The organism is Sphingobacterium cellulitidis (genome assembly GCF_043187465.1).
GTDB classification, from domain to species: Bacteria; Bacteroidota; Bacteroidia; order Sphingobacteriales; family Sphingobacteriaceae; genus Sphingobacterium; species Sphingobacterium cellulitidis.
In genome coordinates, this window is record NZ_CP171136.1 from 2661083 (window position 1) to 2684080 (window position 22998).

Here is a 22998-nt window from a genome sequence, read left to right on the forward strand (position 1 = left end):
AAGGAATATGAAACTACATAGCATAGATACTGGATTTTTTAAATTAGATGGTGGAGCCATGTTTGGAGTGGTACCAAAAAGCATCTGGCAAAGAACAAATCCCGCTGATGAAAAGAATTTATGTACCTGGGCTACTCGATTGATGCTTATTGAAGATGGGAAAAGACTTACTCTGGTCGATACGGGAATCGGTGATAAACAGGACGAAAAGTTCTTCAGCCATTATTATATGCATGGTGATGACACCTTGGACAAATCATTAAATAAATTAGGGTTCCATAGGGATGATATTACGGATGTCATTCTTACACATTTACATTTCGACCATTGTGGTGGAGCCATTATTCGTGAAGGCGAAAAACTACTCCCCGCATTTAAAAATGCTAGATATTGGTCCAATAAAGATCACTGGGAATGGGCCGTTAATCCTAATCCAAGAGAGAAAGCTTCTTTCCTCAAGGAAAACATCCTCCCAATCCAGGAAAGTGGTCAATTGAATTTTATTGATATTGAAAATCCCCAATATGATACTGAAATCAATATGCGCTTTGCTTATGGCCATACGGAAGCCATGATGTTGCCACAAATTCAATATAAAGGAAAAACCATCCTTTATATGGCAGACCTGCTCCCATCGGTTGGGCATATTCCAATTGCGTATGTGATTGGCTATGATGTCCGACCTCTTGTGACTATGCAAGAACGCCAAGATTATTGGACGGAAATCGTCGATAATGAATACATCATGTTTTTAGAACATGATTCAGTAAACGAATGTGCTACATTACAATATACTGAAAAAGGAATCCGACTAAAAGACACTTTTAAGCTCAGTGAACTCTAAGCCTACCTATTCATGTCCGTAGATATCAAAAAAAGATTTGACCGCATCGTTGAGATATTGATTCAACTTCAATCTAAACGCGTGGTTAAAGCCCAAGAATTAGCAGACCGATTTGACGTTAGTCTCAGAACAATCTATAGGGATATCAAAAGCCTCGAACAGGCTGGAGTACCTTTGATTGGTGAAGCTGGAATGGGGTATAGTATTATGGATGGATATAGGCTGCCTCCTGTATCATTCAGTAAGGAGGAGGCCCTTTGCTTTGTAGCAACTGAAAAGTTAGCCGAAAAATACCTGGACAAAGCCGGTGTGGCACTTTATGCTTCGGCCTTGATGAAAATTAAGGCAATCCTTAAAAGCCATGATCAGGACCTGGTAACCAATATGCAGGAGAATATCATCATGCGCAAACAACATGTTCCAATTTTCCCTGAAAAAGTCCCACATGTTTTAAGTACCGCTATCGAAGCTATTGCCAATAAAAAACAAATTTGCATCCACTATCAAGGAATTAAGGACGATGAAGCTCAAATTAGAATAATCGAGCCAATTGGAATAGTCCATGAAATAGGATTTTGGTATATCGTTGCTTATTGTTTACAAAGAGAAGATTTTCGACAATTCAGAAGTGACCGAATTGCGCAGATTGAAAGTAAAGATACCAACTTCTCCAAAAGGCATATATCCATTGATGAATATATTTCCACTCAAAACTTCCATGAACTACCAAAAATAAAAGCTAGAATATTAGTGAATCGTCATTTCGCTCCTTATATGCGCTGGCAAAGAACCAATTATGGTTATGAATCTGAACAAAAGATTGATGATAAAATTGAGATGACCTTTCTAACTCGAGATATAGAACATGAATTTCCTCGTTGGCTAATGATGTTTGCTGACCATATAAAAATAGAAGAGCCTGAAGAACTTAAGCATAGCTTTAGGAAGCTCTTTCAGGCCATTCAAAACAACATAAAATAGTAATCTTTATGCTCCTTGATAAGGATGTTTCCAAGGAGCCCTATATTTTCTTTTTAACCTATCTGTAGCCTCTGGATCATCAACACATATCTTTTTCTCTGAATCATAAACCAGTGGTCTACCTAATTCCATGGAAAGATTTGCCAAAATACATGATGCCGTAGAAATATGTCCTTGTAAAACATCTGCCACCGGCAAAGTGTTTTTATCAATGGCCATTAATAGGTTTTGCATCTGTCTTCTTGTTGCTGGAGCAGCATTTAACTCAATCCTTGGTTCTTTGAGATCTTCAGGATATTGCTCCTTTTCGTAAACTACATCTCGGACAATCTTCTCCCCTTTTGTAGGAATAAACTCCCACTTCATGGTACTTCCTTTTAAAGTCCCTTTATCCCCATAAATGAAAAATGCCCATGGATATTCAGGATCAGCTGCTGTACCCCAAGTTCTATGGTTCCAAACACAGTCCAGATCATCATATTCAAAAATAGCGGTTTGCGTATCAGCAATATTGGACTTTCCTTCCTTTTGAACATATATTCCACCAGTTGCTGTTATCTTTTTGGGCCATCCCAAATCCAACATCCACCTTACCGTGTCAAACATATGCACACACATATCTCCCGTTATTCCATTTCCATATTCCATAAAAGCACGCCACCAGCCCCCATGTGGCAAACCATCGTAAGCCCTCATTGGCGCCGGACCAGTCCACATTTCATAATCCAAAAAGTCCGGAACGGGCTCCTCAGGTGGGTTAGCATTACTTTTCATATGATAATAACAACACATCTCAACATGGGAAATCTTCCCCAATAACCCTTTTCCAATTATATTATCCTTAGCATCAATCATATGCGGAGTACTTCGCCTTTGTGTTCCAATCTGAACCTTTCTATTATGCTTCCTAGCGGCTGCAACTACGGCCTCACCCTCTAATACATCGACACTTATAGGTTTTTGAAGGTATACATGTGCCCCAGATTCTATTGCCGCAATCCCTATCAATGCATGCCAATGATCAGGTGTACCAACTAAAACCAAATCCAGTTTATTCTCTGCCAATAACTTCCTATAATCTGAATATTTCTTAGGTGTCTTTTTGGACTTTTGCTTTTGCGCTATCAACTCTGCGGCCTCATTCAAATGATTTTTATCCACATCACAAACCGCAACAACCTCCACATCACTCACCTGCATTAACCTGAATAAATCACTCTTCCCATACCATCCCGCACCAATCAAAGCTACTCGATGCGAAGCCAATATCTCTGCCGCAAATCCTGCATTTTGCAAGGCCGCCAAGGATAATAATGCTCCGGTACCAAAAATAAATTGTCGACGATTAAGGTTTAAATCTCTCATAAGAATCGTGGATGTTAAGGTTTATAGAATTAAGATAAGAACTTTAGCCTAAAAAAACAAAGCCTAGCCCTCTGGCGAAGACTAGGCTTAAATTACACCTAATTAAACACTTATTAAGTCGAATGACCTAAAAAGACCTTATGCGGACAATATTTGGTTAATAGAATACTTTCCAGAATATTTTATTTCATCTAGAAACTATCCCTTAACTTAATAACCATTTGCCCTTTTCAATGTGGCTAATAATTCCTTATTAGCATTTGAATGATCAATTTTATATAATTTCCAGGTATCTTGATCTAACTCCTCCAACCTGAAACTATTTTTGGGGTCAACAAGCATCTTTTTTACCCAGCGTGGAAAAGCATTCGCAGCTCTTGCATTCTCCCAGGTCCGGATAACCTTAAAGATCTCATCCTTCTGCGGACATGCTTCAACATTTTTTTGATTCAATTTTAAACTATAGGTCGCTCCTGTGCCTACCGCCATGGCTTGTATATGCTCATAATCCTCAACCTTGGAATCCTTTGTAATTGGAAAATTGCCCCCCATACCTACTGGAAAATAATTAGAATAAGATACATCTCTTAAATCCTTACCCTGACTGGTTGCACTCCCCCATTCCCTGGTTTCTGCATCATAGAGATTCTTTCCTCCACCCACATTCCATATACTCTGATAGTGCCATGAACCCTCTGATAAGGTGGCTCCCGTAAAACGTATATCTTCAACACCCAAGACCTTCGCTCTTTCAAACATTTTTCTAAAAAATCGCTTCGCTGAATAATATCCATGGCCATTATTGAATAGGAATTCCTGACCATCAAAATCATAATAATTTATATTATTGAGCTGACATATATCCGCGTAGTACTCCGCAATTTTATCTTGTAAGGCCATATTCGGAATTAATCCATCATAACCATAATTCAGGGTAACTTGTAATTTATATAGCGTATCATTTGCTTTATGAGCTGTTGCTTTCGTATCCCAGTACCCACGCGTAACATTTAACAGGCGGTATGGCTTGCTTTCTGAAACTCCTAAATAATGAATCAACTCTTTCCCTATTTTAATGATATTCAAACTTTTAGCATGACCTTCCCAACTTCCTATTTCTTCCAGATGGGTCGGGTCATCAACATAAATCAAAGTATCATCGGCTGAAATATTCTGCGCCAAAGCTCTTTTTTGCTGATACCAGATACTATCACTAGGAACTGGACTCGCATCTTTAGTCCCTGGTGCTAATGAATTGGTAATTGGGGTTCTCCCAATAAATAAATTCTGCTTTTTTGCAAGGGCGCCATACTCTTTATGCGAGTAATTTACTGAGGTAGTTTTCAATGGTTTTTTGGAGAAATCCTTTCCATCAATATAGCCTTCATTCCCGCGGTCCGGTTTTAAAAATCCTTGGTCATACAGACTTATTGCTTTAAAACCAAGTTGAGCTGCATAATCGATCATATGGTCATATTCTCCACCTTCTGTCAGAATATCTGGAACATAAGCTGCAGGGTCTTTGATCCATTTCCCATTAACCATCGGATAGGGCAATCCCTCTTTCTTCACAATATCTTGTATCACATCCAACAATGCTGTACTGTCCGGACTCCCCCAAAATGCAATGCTTGATCCTATATAATCCACCCTTGGCAAAGCCTCAACCATTAAATGATTAGGAGTGTTTGCAGCCATATTCGGAATTAAGGAATAATAAACCTCACGCTCCTTTCTCCTATCTCGAGATTGGTAAGTAATGGAAATCCTACCATTCTTGTCTAATTCAGCAGCATTCCCATATAAAATCCGATAATACGGCTCCTTGTGTCCGTAAAATGCAACATCAGAAATCCCATCACCACCCAATGTAAATACCTGCCCCTCTGTTAAGCTCACAGGTAAAGGGAATCGCTCGGGGTCTGGAGAATGAATAACATATTGAAATGGAGCTGCATCACCCTGAATATCAGCCGTACCTCCAATCGTATTATCATTTAATGCTAACATTCCGATTGCATAATTCACGGATTCGCTCGTGTCTCGCGCAACCCCGATGATTTCTCCCATCAAATTAGTGATATTGGTATGATATGATCCCCATTGAATTACTTCAATCTCATTAGAATTCGTTAAGGAAAGTAATTTGAATTTTAGGTATTTCTCCATTTCATCAATCCGAATTCTCGCATTTGAACCATTATCAAAATGGATCGTCATGATTTTCTCTGAAGCCGAATAATTCGCCTTTTGTGGGAAATAATAAAGTTTCTTATTGGGATTGTACAAGGTTAAGAATGGGGATGGTTTATCGGTTGGACTAAACTCCTGTTCAGGAGCCTTTGTCCTATTCTTCATACTGTGGATATACCCCTTATTATCTACTTGAATCTGGAAATACTTCGTTTTAAAAGTAGTCTGTGCCAGCAATGGCAAACAATATAAAATTGCAAAAAACAGTATATAAAAACTCTTATTGTTCATATTAAAATAATCGGTTTAGATTCAAATTTATCGAGACCCTCTTCTCGTATTACTTTATGGGAGATCACCCTCATAATCCCCCACAAGTAACACTAAAATAACATTATTTAAAAACGAGAATCTTAGGTTTTTAGTAATTTCTTACTAGTTGATTATTCGTCTGTTATTAGTAAGACGATTGTGTAATGTATTACCCTAAATAATAAATGAAGAAGTTATCATCGTTTATTATTTAGCTGGTTATCAAATCTATAATTTTAATGTTTCATATTATTAAATTTCCGAATTCTTAACAAGAATAATACATACGCAATATTGAACACTAAATGAAACAGTATTCTTAACCCTATAAATTTATTTCATGTCTTTTAGTAATTCTACCTATTGAATTCTTATATATTCATAAACCTAATAGAACAATTAAACACATGAACCTCCCCCGTAACAGAATTAACACATTCTTATTCATTTTATTATTCAATTATTTAATACATTTGGCTCGATCGATTGAAACCTTGTGTTTCCCTAAACTCAACCGATGAAATATCTACTATCAGTAATTTTTGCTCTATATATATTTTTGGCCTACAGTCAGGATGAACGAAAACCAGTTGTATCCTTTGAGGATGCCTATAAAAGAGACTATCAGGCAACCAAAATCTACAATCAACAACCTAAGGTCGATGGTAAACTCGATGAAGACCTTTGGCAAAATCAAGGAGTATGGTCCGAGAAATTCTCCCAGGTAATTCCTTTTGAACGGGCCTATACAGGCTCTTGGACGAAAATGAAAATCTTCTATGACGATAAGAATATCTATGTCGGAGTTTATTGTAAGGATATACATCCTGAGTCCATGAATGCTTTTATTGGAAACCGTGATGATAATAGCAATGGCGATCTGATCAGTATTGCTTTCGACCCTTACCACGATTATCGCGCAGCAGTGGAATTTAACATCAATTTAGGCGGAAATAAAACAGATCTGACGGTAACTGATAAACTCTCCGTCAATCTAAGTTGGAATGCAGTTTGGGAAGGTCGGACCAGTCAAAACCTATCGGATTCCAGCTGGACGGCCGAACTTAGGATCCCTTTCAACCAAATTCGCTATAATCAAAAAAATGACGACGGAATCTGGGGGCTACATGTTCGTCGGATTATTCGCAAAAATAATGAGGTACAAAATTGGAGTATGATTCCCATTAAGAACAATGGCCATGTCTTTTCTTTTGGAACCATGCATGGCATGCAAGACTTGCCTAAGCCTAAGGGAATTGAGTTCTTGCCTTATGCTATGACTAAATTAATCCGCGAACCGAAAATCGAAAACAGCCCTTACCAGGATGGAAGCCGTTGGAAACCAAATGCCGGTTTGGATGCAAAATTCGCTATCTCAGATTATACCATGGACCTGTCCATCAACCCGGACTATGGTCAGGTGGAACTCGACCCTTCTGTCATGAACCTAACAGCCTACGAGGTATTCTATGAGGAGAAAAGACCTTTCTTCCTTGAAGGTAAGCATATTCTCGAATTCGATAATAATGAAGGAGGAATGATGTTCTATTCGCGAAGAATAGGTTCAAGACCTCGCTATCAATATCCGAATGTAGATAATCAGCAAATCTTTGCCAGCAGCACTGACTTTGTGCCTATCCTCGGTGCAATGAAACTAACCGGAACAAACCGCAAAGGATTAACTATCGGGATTTTGGAAAGTATAACTGCAAAAACCTCCCAACGTGTCACAAACCTTGGAAACGATGAAGAAAGGGTACAAACTGAACCCTTGACTAATTACACGGTAGCCCGAGTACAGAAGAATTGGGATGGCAACACCTTACATGGAGGGATGATAACATCCGTCAATAGAAAAATGGATGCACCACATCTGGAAAAATTCTTGGTAAATGATGCCTTCACTGCAGGAGTCGACTTTACAAAATACTTCTCCAATAGATTGTACTATGTAGAATCCAAGGCCATGTTCAGCACCCTTTCTGGTAGTAAAGACGCAATTATGGCAACAAAAAATAATGCCACCCATTTTTTCCAAAGAAAATCAGGCGCTGAATACCTGGATATGAGACCTGACGCAACTTCCTTATCAGGAACTGGTGGATATATCAAGGCCGGTAAAAAAGGAAATGCCCAATGGAATTATGCCGAAACTTTCAGTTGGTCCTCCCCTGGCTTTGACCTCAATGAAGTTGGATATCTAAAACAAACAGATTATAAATCCAATGAATCCGAACTAGCATTCCGTAAAACTGACCCTTGGGGTCCTTTTCGTGCTGCCGGAATTACGCTGACCCAAAGAAACGTATGGAACTATGGCGGAAATGCAATAGATAATAACCTTGCCCTTAGATTTAGAAGCTTGACCATCAAGAGAAGAATTGAAATGGACTTAAAAGAAGCATTCAGTTGGAATTCCGTGGACACCCGCATGCTTCGTGGTGGTTATGACCTTCGCTATAACCCAAATTTTACCAGTACTTTCTCCATGAACTCTGACCGGGCAAAACGTGTATTTGTCAAGGTAGATTATGACGGCAAGCATTTCCTCGATGGTGAAACTCGTTATAATGAAATCCGACCTTCTGTAACCTTCAGAATTGGAAATCATATTCACCTAGTTACCCAGTTCAATTATGCCTGGAACAAAGATAATTTACAATATGTCGGCACGACAGACCTGCCAAGCATAAATGCTAATGAAGAATCCTATGTGATGGGTAGAATGCGACAAGAAACTTATGGCTTTACCTTCAGATTACAAGGTAATATTACTCCGGATTTATCCATTCAATACTATGGATCGCCATTCACTTCAACAGCGCAATACGACCGTTTTAAATATGCAACTAATACCCTATCCCGTACCTATTCCGATCGCTTCCAAGAGTTCGCGGCAGACCAAATCTCCTATGCGGATGGATTATATACTATTGGTTCAGGAGCAACAGCCGGAAACTTCAAAGACCCAAACTTTAGTTTTAATGAATTCCGATCAAACCTGGTCGCCCGTTGGGAATACCTTCCTGGATCAACCCTCTACCTCGTATGGGAACATAATCGCTCTGGAAGAATGCCTGTCTATCAACCCGGATGGGGAAATAACCTCGACAACATCTGGGGAATAGCCCCTACAAATACATTTATGGTAAAAGTGAATTATTGGTTAGGATGGTAAAAAACACAAATACATTTATGTTAAAAGTCAATTATTGGTTAGGTAGGTAAAAAAACAAGGCGGACAAAAATCCGCCAGCATATTTTTCTTATATCGCAGTCTCTATACTAAATACTAACTACTAAATACTAAGAAAGTTACTTTCGTTTCACATACCTACTTACCCCCCTCATCATCAAAATGGTAATAATACTAATTACCACAACGATATAGCCTAAGGTCGTATAATGTTCAAGAGGGCTTTCATTGGTTTTTTGAACAATGATTAATCCAGCAACAATCGCAGCAATTCCGCCTGACATCTGCTGTAAGGATGCACTAACACTCATAAAAGCACCACGATCCTCTTTCTCCGGAACTGCTGAAACCAAAGCTGAAGACGGTGTTACCCGACTTAGAATCCCCATCATCATCAGAATATTTAAGACCACCACCAAAGGAAACGGCGTCGGTCCTAAAGAAGTATAGATCAGCACCATGATCATCATCCAGATGGTAGCAATTGCAAAGATTTTGAACTTATCAAAACGGTCACTCAGCGTACCAACCAATGGCATGATAACCAAGGATGCAATCCCCGATACCATAAAAAGCTGGGGTAATTGTTCATGGCTAACATGTAAGTTATTTACAGCGAAAACCGAACTGAAAGGCATCATCATAAAACCACCAATGGACAATAAGGCAGTAGCTAGAAAACCAATTCTATATTCTCTCTTGGTAAAAGTTCCCCAAAGATGCTGGAGTGCAGATTGTTTCTTCTGCAGTCCAATATGATCCGTTATAGGTTTTAATTTCAGGAAAATCAAGATCGCAATAAATACGGCAAGAATAGCAATCATTAAAAAAGCACTTTGCCAGCCCCAAGCATTCCCAATATACAATCCAATAGGGATACCAAGAACCTGACTTGCCCCAAAGCCCATCTGCACAAAGCCCATCACCCGACCACGCTGATCCAATGTGAATACATCGGTAATAATTGCCATTGAAATCGATCCGATCACACCACCGAATAAACCAGTCACCACCCTAGCAATTACCAACATGGTATAATTCGTGGAAAAACCACAAAGAAATGTGCCGATAATAAAGCCTGAATAAAAGAAAAGCAATAATTTTTTCCTGTCAAAGCGATCCGCAAATCCCGCAGTCAATAAACCTGAAATACCAGCACTAAATGCATAGGCAGAAACAGCAACCCCAAATTGCGAGGGCTTCAGGTCAATAGCTTTCATCAGCATATCACCCATGGGCGACATAATCATAAAATCTAAAACAACCGTGAATTGCGTAAATGCCAGGATAAAAATCACCAATTTCTGATAACCAGATAATGGCGCCTTTGTCAGGTTTTCCATAAGTCGATTCCCTTTGTAAGTGTAATTCAGCTAAAAAGCCGAGCAAATGTAGCTATTGAATCGAGTAATTAAGGATTGGTATTAAAATTATGACAATAAATTCTTATAAAATTAATATTCTATATTATCAATAGGTATTCCCTTCCTATTTCCCTCCCCCTTCAGCTTCCCCCTACAAACTACTAAATACAATTCTTATCTTTGCGCTATGTCTACAGGGTTAATTTCACAAGATACTATTATTGCCTTAGCTACCGCTCCAGGTGCTAACGGCGCAATTGCGGTTATTCGTTTGTCAGGTTCTAAAGCCATTACTTTGGTAAATGAGGTCTTCAAAGGCAAAGACTTAACAAAACAAGCTTCGCACACCGTTTATTTCGGTACTATCCGAGATGGCGATAATATTATCGATGAAGTATTAGTTACCTTATTTGTGGGACCCAACTCCTACACCAAGGAAGACACTGTAGAAATCTCCACACATAATTCCGCTTATATCATTGAGCGAATTATAACGCTATTGATAAAAAAAGGAGCTCGTGCTGCAAAAGCAGGTGAATTTACCTTAAGAGCATTCTTAAATGGTGGAATGGACCTTTCTCAAGCTGAAGCAGTAGCGGATCTGATTGCGTCCAACTCAGCAGCATCTCACCAGATTGCCATGCAACAAATGCGTGGTGGATTTTCAAACCAACTTAAGAAATTAAGGGAAGACCTAGTTCATTTTGCATCCCTGATCGAACTGGAATTAGACTTTGCCGAGGAAGATGTGGAATTTGCCAATCGCGATCAACTAAAATCATTAATCCAACAAATCCATTCTGTCATTGCAAAATTAATCCGTTCCTTCGAGCAAGGTAATGTCCTTAAAAATGGTGTTCCAGTAGTTATTGCCGGAAAACCAAATGTTGGTAAGTCTACCCTACTCAATGCCCTATTGAATGAAGAAAGAGCAATAGTTTCCGATATTGCCGGAACTACACGAGATACCATCGAGGATGAAATCAATATTCATGGAGTAACCTTTAGATTTATTGATACCGCTGGGATCCGTCATACCGAAGATGTGGTGGAAGCCATTGGTGTAGAAAGAACCCGTGAAAAAATGAAACAAGCCAGATTGATCATCTACCTCTTCGATCCTATCCAAGATCAAATCTCAGCCGTTCAAGAACAAATTAATGAAGTCCAGGAATTAAATATCCCATTCGTCACGATTATCAATAAATCTGACCTCCTGACCGAAGAGCAAAAACAGAATTATAAGGTCTTAAATCCACTATATATTTCAGCAAAACATCAAATCGGTATTGATGAACTCAAAGGCGAACTCCTTAACCAAGTCAATCTCTCCAATATCAATACGGATGATGTTATGGTTACTAATATTCGTCATGTCGAAGCATTGCAAAATACACAAGAAGCATTAGAAAAAGTTTTATATGGAATTGATAGTCCAATAACCTCCGATTTCCTGGCAATGGATATTAGACAGGCGTTGCATCATTTAGGTGAGATTACAGGTACTGTCACAACAGATGATTTGCTGGAGAATATCTTTAATAAGTTTTGTATCGGGAAGTAAACGAGATTAGCAACTTGGAGAAGTTTAAAATTGTCAATCATTAGTATGCAGTTAAATTAACCTCAAGATGTGGCAATATAGCAAACCAAAGACATCTAGATGTTTTACAAAATCTTAAAATATATCAAATGATTTATATATGGAAATATAACAATGAAAGGACTACATTTTACAAAACTGGATAATCCTTTCCTGTTCATAAAAACTCTTCCATAATTTATTTCTATCCACCTTTAATTATTTTGTATCCTACCTGTGAAATATACAGAGTTCGATGACTATTATCAACAAATAAGTGAATTGGAATAGAAATAGTGAATAATATATATTTTCTATGCTTTTCAAGTGCTTATAATTAAGTTCTATTATAATTGCTCGTAAATAAAAATAAATATGGATTATTTACGGTTTAACGTATTAATTATCGAATATATTTAAAGTCTTTTATTAAATATTATTTTAAGTATCGTTAGTTAATAATATTCCTATAAAATATCTCGAAATATTTACTATTTTTAGTGCATATGAACCGAATAAAAGAAGTTCTTGAGGCAAAGGGTATTAAGCAAACTTGGCTAGCAGAAAAGCTTGGCAAAAGCTTTAATATGGTGAATGGATATGTGCAAAACAGGCATCAACCAAGTATTGAAACCTTATATAAAATAGCCGAATTATTGGAAGTGAAAGCAAAGGATCTTTTAGTAGATAAGTTGGAGGGAAAAAATGAGTTATAATTTAGCGTTTACAGCTGGAGCACTGTTGTATAACGAAGCTGTACTATATATTCGTGCAATTGAGGATATAACATCTTATTATTCAGGAGATGTTGTTGTAGATAGTGAGGTTTTAATAACCAATGCTGAGTCATCAAGAAAGCGTATAAAAAGTGAATTGGATAAACGATTTAAACAGATCGACGCAACGTATTTGTCGAAATTTTTTGAGTTAAGTGAAAGCGATCAGCGAATCATTTTGTTTTTAACGATTTGTAAGACTTATTTTATTATCACTGAATTTTCTTTAGAAGTAGTATATAAAAAATGGCTCAATTACGATAACGAATTGGGGACTTACGATTTTAAATATTTTCTTTCATCGAAACTAACAGAAGAAGAGTTGAATAAGATCAGTGGTCATTCACAATATAAATTAGCGCAAGTGGCTGTTAAAATGTACAAAGATGTTGGGATGTATAAGCGACAACAATTTATACCATTACTGCCATCAGATGATTTAATAAACTTGATTAAAAAGAATCGAGATGAATGGTTCTTTCATTGTATTTTATTTACTAAAGCCGAAGAGATTTAGAGGATGAATGATAATAGAATAGACCGAATTTTTAATTTATTGTCGGAAGATGCTTTCAAAGATCCAAATACAGGGCTCTTGTTTTTTCCGGCATATATCTATACATATGATCCTAGAGAGGAATATCAAATTCGTAAAGAGATTAATTTATTAAATGAGCAATTAAAACGACCATCCAATAGTCTGAATTGTATGGTCATTAATATTTATGTTGAATTTTTAACTTTCTTGAAGGAACAAACCTATAATGGAGAAACTCTTTTAGATGATTCATTTAATTATGAATCGGAAGATTTTGAAGGAGCTCAGGAATATCTAAAAGTGAAGGCGCAAGAAGAAGGTGAGTTTTTAGATTATTTGGGACAAAAAATAGAAGGATATTTTAAAGATAGAGATGCTGATAAGGTTTACTTTATCGTATATGGATTTGGAAGTATATTTCCATACCTGCGCGTATCTCATTTTTTAAAAAATACGGAGAAATATATAAAGCATCATAAATTGATTGTATTCTATCCAGGTACATATTCCAATGCGAATTATTCCTTATTTGGTGAATTCAACGATGATAATTTATATAGAGCTAATCATTTAAACCAATTGTTATAATTATACAATTATGATTTTAAAAGAAATTTATGAAAAGGATATAACACGCCATATTAATCCGGCTGTTGTAGTTAGTGAATTAGGAAATGATAATGTTGAGCAGGAAATTAGTGAATATGTGTTCACGAAAGATATTGTTCAAAATATATATAAGTTTTTAAATGCCATTAGCCATAAAAGGGAAGGGAAGACAGGTGTTTGGATTTCTGGTTATTATGGTTCGGGTAAGTCACATTTTATAAAGTATTTATTTTATTGTTTAGATAAGCAAACACGACAGTTAGCTTTCGAACGATATAAAAAATCTTTACAAGATATACAACTGGATGATCTTTCAGAGGTAACCTTGTCGAATGTGCAATTAATTCAAAATAATCTGGATAAAACGACTATTGATGAGATTATCTTCAACGTTGATGCTGTATCGGGTACGATAAAGAATAATAATACGATTACACGTATTTTATTTAATCAACTCAACGCATGTCGTGGATATAATACATTGAATATAGCCGTAGCCTTATTAATTGAAAAGCATTTAGACGATTTAGGCTTATTCGAACAATTTAAAACAAAGATAAAGGCTGTGCTTAATGAGGAGTGGAATAACTCCAAAATTAGACATACCATTGAACGACACTTAAGCAAAGTATTAGATGTAGCTATAGAGCTTGATCCTAATCTGGATAAGGCATCCTTAACTTCAGCTATAAAAGCAGATTCTAACTATAGAATTGATGAGTTTATAGAAGAGCTTAAAACGCATGTAGAGGCTCAAGATGCCAATTACAAACTCATCTTCTTGATGGATGAGGTGTCACAATACATCGGAGCGAATACGGACCTGTTATTAAACTTACAGACCATAGTCGAAGAAATAGGTTCGAAAATCGGTAATAAGGTTTGGATAGTATGTACGGCTCAGCAAGATCTTAGAAACCTAATTAATAATACGGAGAAGAAGTCAGAAGATTTCGGAAAGATTATGGGTCGCTTCGAGACTATGATTTCCTTGGATTCGCAAGATGTAGCTTATATCACCCAGAAAAGGATCCTAGAGAAGAATGAAGAAGGGTTAAAAGGTTTAGTTCCTTTTTATAAGGAAAATAAAAGTGCAATAGAAAATCAATTCATTTTCGATCATGATTTATACAATAACTATAAGAACGCAGATGAGTTTTATTTGGCTTACCCATTTGTGCCTTATCAATTTCGTCTGATTTCCGATGTCTTTCATTCTTTCAGTACGGTAGGTTATGTGGGTGAAGGTGTGAAAAATACAGAGCGCGCGATTTTAGGTATCACTCATTACACCGCAGATAAGCAGAAAAATAATGAGCTAGGGTATTTTATATCCTTTGATAATTTTTTCAACAATCAGTTTAGTAAAAACTTGACACATGCTGCAAATTCTATTTTGAATAAGGCATTACAGATTAGTTTTTCAGATGCTGAAGAAAAGGTATTTGCGGATAGGGTGATTAAAGTATTATTTATGATCTCCAACCTAAGCGAAGATACAAGTGTGAATCTACCGGCAACTGTGGAGAATCTTACTTTACTTTTATTGAATGATGTTAGGGAAGTGAAGATGAGGATTCAGGAGCGCATTCAACGTGTTTTAGATACCTTAGTTGATAAAAATATCATTCAAGTTTCAGAAGGGAAATACAAGTTTTTGGACGATGAGGGGATTAAAGTTGCTAATGCTATTGCTGATGCTGAGGTTAAAAGTAATACACGTTTAGAGTATTTCTACAACAGCATCATCAAGAAAGTTGTTAAGCCTGATGCGGCAATAAATTTGGGCAATAGAACAGTTAAAGCAGAGCTATCTATAGATGATAAAATCTTGGTGAATGGAGATGCTTTTAATATACGTTTCATGGTGTTTGAGGGTGCAGATATTAATCAGCTAGCACTTCAAATGGCTGCTAAAGAATTGTGTATAAATATCAATTATTGGTTTCATCAACAGGCTGACTTCAAAAAAGACTTTTTTACCTATTGTAAGACTGCGCAATATTTAGCTGATAATCGTGCTGCAGCTTCAGGTACTAGAGCTAAAACCTTAGAAGAGTTCCATGCGCGTAATGAGGTGCTTTTAAAGGACCTTATTATTCGTTTTGAAAAACTATTTGCTACTACGCCTTTTATCTCCAATCAAAATGTAATAGATGCTACGGAAATAAGTAGTGCTAACCCAGCGCAACGCTTTAATGATATGGTAGATTATCATGTTAAAGCGCTGTATAAAAACCACAGTTGGAGTAATAGCTTTGCGCAAAGTAATAATGATTTGCAAAGTGTTATTCAAGTTGCATTGAAGAGTCCTTCTATGAATTTTGAGCTGAATATTGCGGAGACTGAAGTAAACAATAGAATAAGTATTCTAGGGGATGAGGCTTCTGTAGCGCATTTGGTGAAAGAATTTGAAAAGGCTCCTTACGGATGGCGAGATTTAACAACCCTGCATATACTATTCAATTTAGCGCATAAAAAATACAGACAGATTGAGTATCAAAATGAAGTCATAGATCTTAAAGACTATTATAGCAAAGCCATTAATAGTCGTGATCGAGAGGCTACGCTTGTCAAAAAATTAAAAAGCTACAATCAAGAGGAGGTAGCTTCATTTAAGCAAGCTGTAAAGGATATTTTTATTAGTATTTCTTTTGCGTCCACTAATCATGAGGTGGCTGATTTGGTGAAACAATTTAAAGATGGTTTGAGCTTATTACTAACTGAATCTAATCAGTATAAAGAAGTGTATCTGGGATATCCTTTCGTCAAACATATCAACAGTTTTAATATAGAACTACGCGATGTCTACGAGACGCGCAGCGAGGAAAAGCTAATGCGCTTAGTTGTTGAGAAGCAAAAGGAGCTAAAAACATATCGTGATCTGTATATGCAGACTAAGGATTTCATTGATAGCAATTTTGAAAGCTATCAAGAAATGCGCGACTATGTGTTAGATAATAAGCATAATATTGAAAAAATAGATGCGGAAGGTGATTTGCAAGGCTTGCTTCAGTATTTCAGTACAGATGATCAGCCTGCTGAACAATTTCCAATTATTCGTAAGACGAATAGGAAGATTAAGCAAGCGCTAGAAAAATATGTTGCTGAATTGAAGCAATCGGTACTAACGCAATACGAGGAAATTTTTGAGGAGCTAAGGTTTAAGCAAGAGGAACTAGAGCTAGAGGAATCGCAGTTAACCACTGACAAAAGCTATAAGCTAGCCCAGATTGAGAAGCTGAAACAGATTAATGATCTTGAAATTCAGGAATTAAAAGCTAGCGAATTCAGATTGGATAATCTGAAAAGACTACAGGACGCGGCTGCTAAAAAGCATGCTGCGGATATGGGCGAAACCTATCAGCCTAAAGCTATTCAGACAGTGAATATTTCGGCATCTATTATTGCAGGAAATACTATTGATAGCCCTGAGCAGGTAGATGCATTGCTCGAAATCCTTAGAAATAAATTGATGGTGGAGCTTGGTAAAAATGGTAAAATCTTCTTGACTTAATCCTGACTTTTGATGAATACGAACAAATTAAAATTTTTTGCTAAAGCAGCGCGTATACAGTTGTTAGATACTGTGAGCAATCAAATATTATATTGGGGTTTTTCTACTAAAGGAGAAGTCCTGGAAGAACCACAAGCGATGCAAGGTGGTTTTATGCACCGCTCGGAAGTGTACAATGACAGTACGGTAGTGCCGAAATGGAACCGCCTAAAGGAGAAAATTACAGCTAATAAAGAGGCTTTTAAAGACGTAGCGGAGGAAGCTGCTTATACTTGGTTCAACCGTTTGGTGGCGATTAAGGTCTTGGAAGAAAATGGTTTTATCGAACCTTTCTTGCAATTTGCTAAAGGCTCACAAACACCTGTGGCTTTGCAAAATGCCAAGGCTGGGAATCATGCGGTAACACATTCGGTATTGAAAGCGAATCTGCAAGCGGCCTTATTGGCGAGTCAAGAGGAAAAGGCTTTTCATATTCTATTGATCAATTTCTGCAACCAACATCCTTTGTTGCGTGAGATTTTCGGTCAGGTGAATGATTATACGGAATTATTGATTCCGCATAATTTGTTAGCACCGGATTGTATCTTAAAAGCTTTAAACGATGAAGAGCAGATTTCAGCGACTGATTTTACTGAAGTGGAATTGATCGGTTGGTTGTACCAATTTTATATCTCCGACAAAAAGGACGAAGTGTTTAGGGGTTTTAAAGCCAATAAAAAAGCACGTCCCGAGGATATTCCTGCAGCAACGCAAATCTTTACGCCAAAGTGGATTGTAAATTACATGGTCGAAAATACCGTGGGTAAAATTTATTTGGATTTTGAAGAGGATTCTGATTTGAAATACCAAATGAAGTATTTGGTACAAAACGAAACCGATGGCAAAGGAGCTTTGATTGATGATATCGAACAATTAACGCTGATTGATCCTGCATGCGGGTCGGGGCATATCTTGGTGACGGGATTCGAGTGGTTGTACAAAATGTACCGCGAACAAGGGTATTCGGCTAAAAATGCAATTGAAAGCATCTTAAAACACAATTTATTTGGTTTGGATATCGACGATCGTGCGATGCAATTGGCGCGATTTGCCGTTTTGCTTAAAGCGGCACAACAACTGCAGCAGGTGGATGCGAGTCAAGCTATTGCCTTGATGAATAATCCTGTGGAAGTGATCCCGCATATTTATGCTTTCCCAGAGAAGCGTTCTTTTCCATCGGAATCGGTGGCAATCTTTACACGAAACCAACAAGTGGCAGAGGTGTGTAAAGCCTTTGAACAATTGCGTGATGGGAAAAACATCGGTTCGGCGTTAAAAATAGAACTAAGCGATGCCGCACGCGAAATTTTGATTGAGCAGTACTACGACTGGAACACCAAAGCCAAACAAGGAACTTTGGACATTGAGGAAGTAGGCGTTTGGCAACAGCTTAAAAATTATGTAGAAGTAGCTTTGGTGCTCAGTAAAAAATATGCTGCTGTAGTAGCCAATCCTCCCTATATGGGGCAAAAGTCCATGAATGCGCAGTTAAAGGAATATGTGAATAAACATTACCCAATGACGAAAGCGGATTTATTCGCAGTGTTTATGGAGGTGACGCTGAATTTGACGCATCGCGAAGGTTTAATGGGAATGATTAACCAACATTCTTGGATGTTCTTATCTTCTTTTGAAAAATACAGAGAGCAAATATTAAATCATACGATTATCCAAAGTATGTTGCATTTAGGGCCACGTACTTTTGAAGAATTATCGGGCGAGGTGGTTCAATCTACGGCATTTGTTTTCGAAAATAGTACGCCTAAGGATGCGAAGGGTTCGTATTACCGTTTATTGGATTATAAGTCGAATAGTGAGAAGGAAGAACAATTCTTAAAGAAGAATAATTTTTACTCCAATATCCCACAAACCAACTTTGATAAAATTCCTGGAAGCCCGATTGCGTATTGGGTGAGTGAGAAAGTACGTGAAATTTTTAATGATAAAAGTATTGAATCTTACGCAAAATGTAGAAAGGGGCTTACTACTTCTGATGATAACTCTTTTATAAGAAATTGGTATGAAATTAATTTCATAAAATTTGGGTATTATGAATTAATGAAAAAGTGGGTACCAATAATTAAAGGTGGTGGGTATCGAAAATGGTCAGGAAATTTTAATAATGTTATTAATTGGGAAAATAATGGTCAAGATTTAAAATCTTTTAATAAATCATATTTAAGAGCTGAAGAACATTATGGTAAGGAATTGTTAACGTGGAACGCAGTAAGTGCAAAATCATTTACTGGTAGATATGTGCAAAAAGGATTTATATTTAATGATGTAGGACCTAGTATAGCAGATTCTATAAATCCTTATATTCTATTAGGATGGTTAAATTCCATTGTAGCAAATGAAATATTTAAAATTTTGTGTCCTACCATGAAATTTGAAGTTGGAATGTTACAAATTTTTCCATTTTCTATTTCAAATGATATAAATATAGAACTTCTATCCAAGTTAAATGTCTCTTTATCCAAAAAAGACTGGGATTCACGCGAGACTTCTTGGGATTTTGAGACTAATCCTTTGTTAGGGATTAGAGAAAAGAGATTAGGGAAAAGTTCTTTAAGGGATAGTTATGAGGCGTGGAAGGCAAAAGTAAGTCAAGATTTCTTCCAATTGCATGCCAACGAAGAAGAGCTTAACCGTATTTTTATTGACATCTATGGCTTACAAGAAGAGTTAACGCCAGAGGTATTATTAGCTGATATTACTATTTTACAAGATGAGTTGGTAGCACGTCGTCAAAAGACTAAGAAAAAGAAAGGAGAAGATGAGGAGTCTTTAGAAGAAGCTAAATTATCTCCAATTTGGAAGGAATTAGAAAATCAATTTAGAAAAGGTCAAGAGGTTAGCTTACCATTTGCTGATGATATCGTGATGCAACAATTGCTGTCGTATTTGGTGGGTACCATGTTAGGCCGTTACCGTTTAGACCAACCCGGCTTACACATTGCTCATCCTAACCCAACGGAGGAAGAGTTGAGTGATTATGTAGTGGAAAATGCAGCTTTACCTTTCCAAATGGCAATTGATGAGGATGCGATTATTCCATTGATGGGATCGGCTTGTGCTTTCCCTGATGATGCCGTAAAACGCGTCGACGAATTGTTGCACCGTATGTGGGGCGATGAAAGTCATACTGAAAACCTAAACTTCTTGAATCAAGCCTTGGGCATGCCGTATGAGAAATGGATGTGCGAGCAGTTTTGGGCGTATCATATTTCGGGAACCATGTACAAGAAAAAACCAATTTATTGGCTATTCTGTTCTAACCCCAAATCTCCACAAAAGTCGGCGTTCCGTGTGTTAGTGTACATGCATCGAATGGATGCGTACACTGTGCAAAAAATTCTACGTAATTACCTGCACCCTCACATCGAATACGTGAAAGGGCAATACGAAGAAATGCACAACAACGAAGCCAACCTAAGCAAGCAGGAGCTGAAGGTCTATGAAAACATGGCGAAGCAAATTTCGGAGTTAAAAACCTACGAACAAGTTTTAAAAGACCTAGCCAACCAGCAAATCACCTTCGATCTAGACGATGGCGTAACGGTTAACTACGCGAAGTTTGAAGGCGCTGTGGCGGTGATTAAGTAAGACTATACCCATTATAAATTATGAGTTATCAGAATACCTCGATTAAACAGATCGTTACCGATATAGAACATAATAAGGCGTACCTACCTGCGATACAACGCAGGTTTGTGTGGCCTCGATGGAAAATAGAAAAATTATTTGATTCTATCATGCGTAATTATCCCATTGGTTCTTTTTTGTTTTGGACATTAAAAAAGGAAAAGGCTAAAGATTATGTTTTCTATGAATTTCTAAAAAATTATGATGAGCGTCATCCTTACAATAAACGCAAAAATGGACATTTTCTGTATGAAGAGATTACAGGTGTATTGGATGGTCAGCAGCGTTTAAGTTCAATTTATTTAGGGTTGCAAGGTACACATATTACGAAGTTGAAAAACTTTAAGCGTAAAAGTAGTCATGCATATCCAGAAACGAAGCTTTATCTGAATTTATTGCATTTACCTTATGTAGAGAATGATCAGCAAGAACTAATTTTTAATAGAGAGTTTAATTTCGAATTTCGCTTTTTGACCGATTCAGATGCTGAAAAGGCCTATACGGATGATAAACAAACTGCCTTTTGGTTTTGGGTAGGTGATATTATAGGTTGGAAGGATGATCCAGAAATAGATGAGCAATATGATATTTTGCTTGCACGATGTACTGATGAGCAGCAAATAGAACTATTTAAAGCACAAAAGCGCATTATCAAGAAAGGCTTACGTGATTTGCACAAACGACTAAATGATCCAGTCATCAATTATTTCAATATAAAAAATGATGATTTAGAAGATATTCTTGAAATATTTATACGTGTGAATAGTGGAGGTATGATTCTGTCGAAAACAGATTTATTATTTTCGACGATTGTAGCCACTTGGGAAGATGGTAGAGATGTTATTGAAAAATTCCTACAGCATCTTAATCAAATGGGCGAAGGTTATAATTTTAATAACGACTTTTTGATGCGTGCTTGTCTCGTTTTATCTGATTTACCTGTCTTATTTAAGGTGAATTCTTTCAAATCTGAGAATGTTCAAATGATAAAAGATCGTTGGTCGGCGATTGTAGATGCACTTAATCATACTGTTAATTTATTAATTGATTTTGGGTTTACTAAAGAGACCTTGGCGTCACATAATGCGATTATCATAGTTGCTTATTTTATTCTTAAAGGCGGAAATATAACGGATCCTACAAGTGTAGAAAATATTCGAAAATACTTATTATATGCCCATTTGAAGAATATCTATGGCGGTCAAGGGGATCAGATTATCGCTGCTTTACGTAATATAGTCAGTGATAAGGAATCCTTCAAATTACAGCATACTATTTTTCCTTTACAAGAAATGTTAGGAACCAGGTTAGCTGCTAATAAGTCATTAAAGATAGATAGGGAGGATATTAATGATTTTATGAACTATAAATTAGGACATAATTCTTTTTATATTTTGTCCTTACTCTATCCTAATAATCGCTATTCAGAAGTCTATTATCACCAAGATCATATACACCCACATGCAGGTTTTAACGCTCATAATTTTAGTGAACTATCTCTTACTGCAGAGGAAGCTCAAGAATGGTTAAAGCTTAAAGATTCGGTTCCGAATCTTCAATTGTTAGAGGGGAAACGTAACACATCGAAAAATGATAAATCATTAAGTAATTGGATTCATGGGAAAGATAGCGCTGGAGCTCTCAACGTTCCTGATATAGTAAAGTATTGCGTAGATAATTATATAGATTCTTCAATAGGTTTTGAGTTCAAGGATTTTATTCGTTTTTATGAATTAAGGAAGCAAAATTTGATTAATCGATTAGAACAAATATTGCTGTAGTGTTTTTTATTGTAAGATATATACCCAAACTTTATGCGCACTACAACATTACGAGTGTGCAAATATCACATCATACAGCTGTGAACAAATATTTCAAACAATGCGTCTATTACGTTTGAGTTATGCAGAAGCTGAGCAAATGTTTAAACGCATGATATTTAATGTGGTAGCTTGTAATTGTGATTATCACACTAAAAACTTTGCTTTATTGAAGGATGCTCAAGGAAAATGGTAGTAAGTATCAGCATTTGATATT

At 36.9% G+C, this 22998-nt stretch carries 14 protein-coding genes; 11 read left to right on the forward strand and 3 right to left on the reverse strand.

Annotated elements, in window-relative coordinates:
* Nucleotides 1-7: 7 nt before the first annotated feature.
* Nucleotides 8-844: an MBL fold metallo-hydrolase gene (locus ACF3OC_RS11825; RefSeq protein WP_392469286.1), complete on the forward strand. Its 837-nt coding sequence runs from the start codon at nt 8-10 to the stop codon at nt 842-844.
* A 12-nt stretch (nt 845-856) separates the two neighbouring features.
* The gene (locus ACF3OC_RS11830) at nt 857-1825 is read left to right on the forward strand and encodes a YafY family protein (protein WP_182498435.1); all 969 of its coding nucleotides are present in this window, start codon (nt 857-859) and stop codon (nt 1823-1825) included.
* 6 nt (nt 1826-1831) lie between these two features.
* Here the strand turns inward: ACF3OC_RS11830 and ACF3OC_RS11835 are convergent, their stop codons facing one another.
* The gene (locus ACF3OC_RS11835; RefSeq protein ID WP_392469287.1) at nt 1832-3190 is read right to left on the reverse strand and encodes a Gfo/Idh/MocA family protein; all 1359 of its coding nucleotides are present in this window, start codon (nt 3188-3190) and stop codon (nt 1832-1834) included.
* Between the two features lie 210 nt (nt 3191-3400).
* Nucleotides 3401-5674 (reverse strand): hypothetical protein, encoded by a 2274-nt coding sequence (locus ACF3OC_RS11840; protein WP_094256747.1) that lies wholly within the window; start codon nt 5672-5674, stop codon nt 3401-3403.
* Between the two features lie 538 nt (nt 5675-6212).
* Between ACF3OC_RS11840 and ACF3OC_RS11845 the strand changes: the two genes are divergently transcribed.
* Complete coding sequence (locus tag ACF3OC_RS11845; RefSeq protein WP_392469288.1) at nt 6213-8873, forward strand: DUF5916 domain-containing protein; 2661 nt, start codon at nt 6213-6215, stop codon at nt 8871-8873.
* 137 nt (nt 8874-9010) lie between these two features.
* On the opposite strand, the gene ACF3OC_RS11850 is transcribed toward ACF3OC_RS11845, so the two are convergent.
* Nucleotides 9011-10234 (reverse strand): MFS transporter, encoded by a 1224-nt coding sequence (locus ACF3OC_RS11850; RefSeq protein WP_094256749.1) that lies wholly within the window; start codon nt 10232-10234, stop codon nt 9011-9013.
* Nucleotides 10235-10442: 208 nt separating this feature from the next.
* On the opposite strand from ACF3OC_RS11850, the gene mnmE reads away from it, so the two are divergent.
* The 8 genes from mnmE (at nt 10443) to ACF3OC_RS11890 (ending at nt 22977) form a co-directional block, all read left to right on the forward strand.
* On the forward strand, nt 10443-11819 hold the full coding sequence (mnmE, locus tag ACF3OC_RS11855; protein ID WP_094256750.1) for a tRNA uridine-5-carboxymethylaminomethyl(34) synthesis GTPase MnmE: 1377 nt from the start codon (nt 10443-10445) through the stop codon (nt 11817-11819).
* 524 nt (nt 11820-12343) lie between these two features.
* Nucleotides 12344-12553: a helix-turn-helix domain-containing protein gene (locus ACF3OC_RS11860; protein ID WP_094256751.1), complete on the forward strand. Its 210-nt coding sequence runs from the start codon at nt 12344-12346 to the stop codon at nt 12551-12553.
* Nucleotides 12543-13130: a BrxA family protein gene (locus ACF3OC_RS11865; protein ID WP_094256752.1), complete on the forward strand. Its 588-nt coding sequence runs from the start codon at nt 12543-12545 to the stop codon at nt 13128-13130. Before ACF3OC_RS11860 ends, ACF3OC_RS11865 begins: the two co-directional genes overlap by 11 nt.
* A gap of 3 nt (nt 13131-13133) precedes the next feature.
* Nucleotides 13134-13739, forward strand: coding sequence for a BREX protein BrxB domain-containing protein (locus ACF3OC_RS11870; protein ID WP_094256753.1), 606 nt, complete (start codon nt 13134-13136; stop codon nt 13737-13739).
* A gap of 10 nt (nt 13740-13749) precedes the next feature.
* Nucleotides 13750-17277, forward strand: a complete 3528-nt coding sequence (gene brxC, locus ACF3OC_RS11875; protein WP_094256754.1) for a BREX system P-loop protein BrxC — start codon at nt 13750-13752, stop codon at nt 17275-17277.
* A 12-nt stretch (nt 17278-17289) separates the two neighbouring features.
* Nucleotides 17290-20922, forward strand: a complete 3633-nt coding sequence (gene pglX / locus ACF3OC_RS11880) for a BREX-1 system adenine-specific DNA-methyltransferase PglX (RefSeq protein ID WP_392469289.1) — start codon at nt 17290-17292, stop codon at nt 20920-20922.
* Between the two features lie 20 nt (nt 20923-20942).
* On the forward strand, nt 20943-22742 hold the full coding sequence (locus ACF3OC_RS11885) for a DUF262 domain-containing protein (RefSeq protein WP_392469290.1): 1800 nt from the start codon (nt 20943-20945) through the stop codon (nt 22740-22742).
* A 16-nt stretch (nt 22743-22758) separates the two neighbouring features.
* Nucleotides 22759-22977 (forward strand): HipA domain-containing protein, encoded by a 219-nt coding sequence (locus ACF3OC_RS11890; RefSeq protein ID WP_392471601.1) that lies wholly within the window; start codon nt 22759-22761, stop codon nt 22975-22977.
* The last annotated feature ends 21 nt before the right edge of the window (nt 22978-22998 follow it).

Bases quoted from the DNA above. Each gene is read 5' to 3' on its own strand.
- ACF3OC_RS11870 (WP_094256753.1), top strand. From the start codon at position 13,134: ATGAATGATAATAGAATAGACCGAATTTTTAATTTATTGTCGGAAGAT.
- ACF3OC_RS11830 (WP_182498435.1), top strand. From the start codon at position 857: ATGTCCGTAGATATCAAAAAAAGATTTGACCGCATCGTTGAGATATTG.
- ACF3OC_RS11885 (WP_392469290.1), top strand. From the start codon at position 20,943: ATGAGTTATCAGAATACCTCGATTAAACAGATCGTTACCGATATAGAA.
- ACF3OC_RS11860 (WP_094256751.1), top strand. From the start codon at position 12,344: ATGAACCGAATAAAAGAAGTTCTTGAGGCAAAGGGTATTAAGCAAACT.
- mnmE (WP_094256750.1), top strand. From the start codon at position 10,443: ATGTCTACAGGGTTAATTTCACAAGATACTATTATTGCCTTAGCTACC.
- brxC (WP_094256754.1), top strand. From the start codon at position 13,750: ATGATTTTAAAAGAAATTTATGAAAAGGATATAACACGCCATATTAAT.
- ACF3OC_RS11835 (WP_392469287.1), bottom strand. From the start codon at position 3,190: ATGAGAGATTTAAACCTTAATCGTCGACAATTTATTTTTGGTACCGGA.
- pglX (WP_392469289.1), top strand. From the start codon at position 17,290: ATGAATACGAACAAATTAAAATTTTTTGCTAAAGCAGCGCGTATACAG.
- ACF3OC_RS11845 (WP_392469288.1), top strand. From the start codon at position 6,213: ATGAAATATCTACTATCAGTAATTTTTGCTCTATATATATTTTTGGCC.
- ACF3OC_RS11825 (WP_392469286.1), top strand. From the start codon at position 8: ATGAAACTACATAGCATAGATACTGGATTTTTTAAATTAGATGGTGGA.
- ACF3OC_RS11850 (WP_094256749.1), bottom strand. From the start codon at position 10,234: ATGGAAAACCTGACAAAGGCGCCATTATCTGGTTATCAGAAATTGGTG.
- ACF3OC_RS11840 (WP_094256747.1), bottom strand. From the start codon at position 5,674: ATGAACAATAAGAGTTTTTATATACTGTTTTTTGCAATTTTATATTGT.
- ACF3OC_RS11865 (WP_094256752.1), top strand. From the start codon at position 12,543: ATGAGTTATAATTTAGCGTTTACAGCTGGAGCACTGTTGTATAACGAA.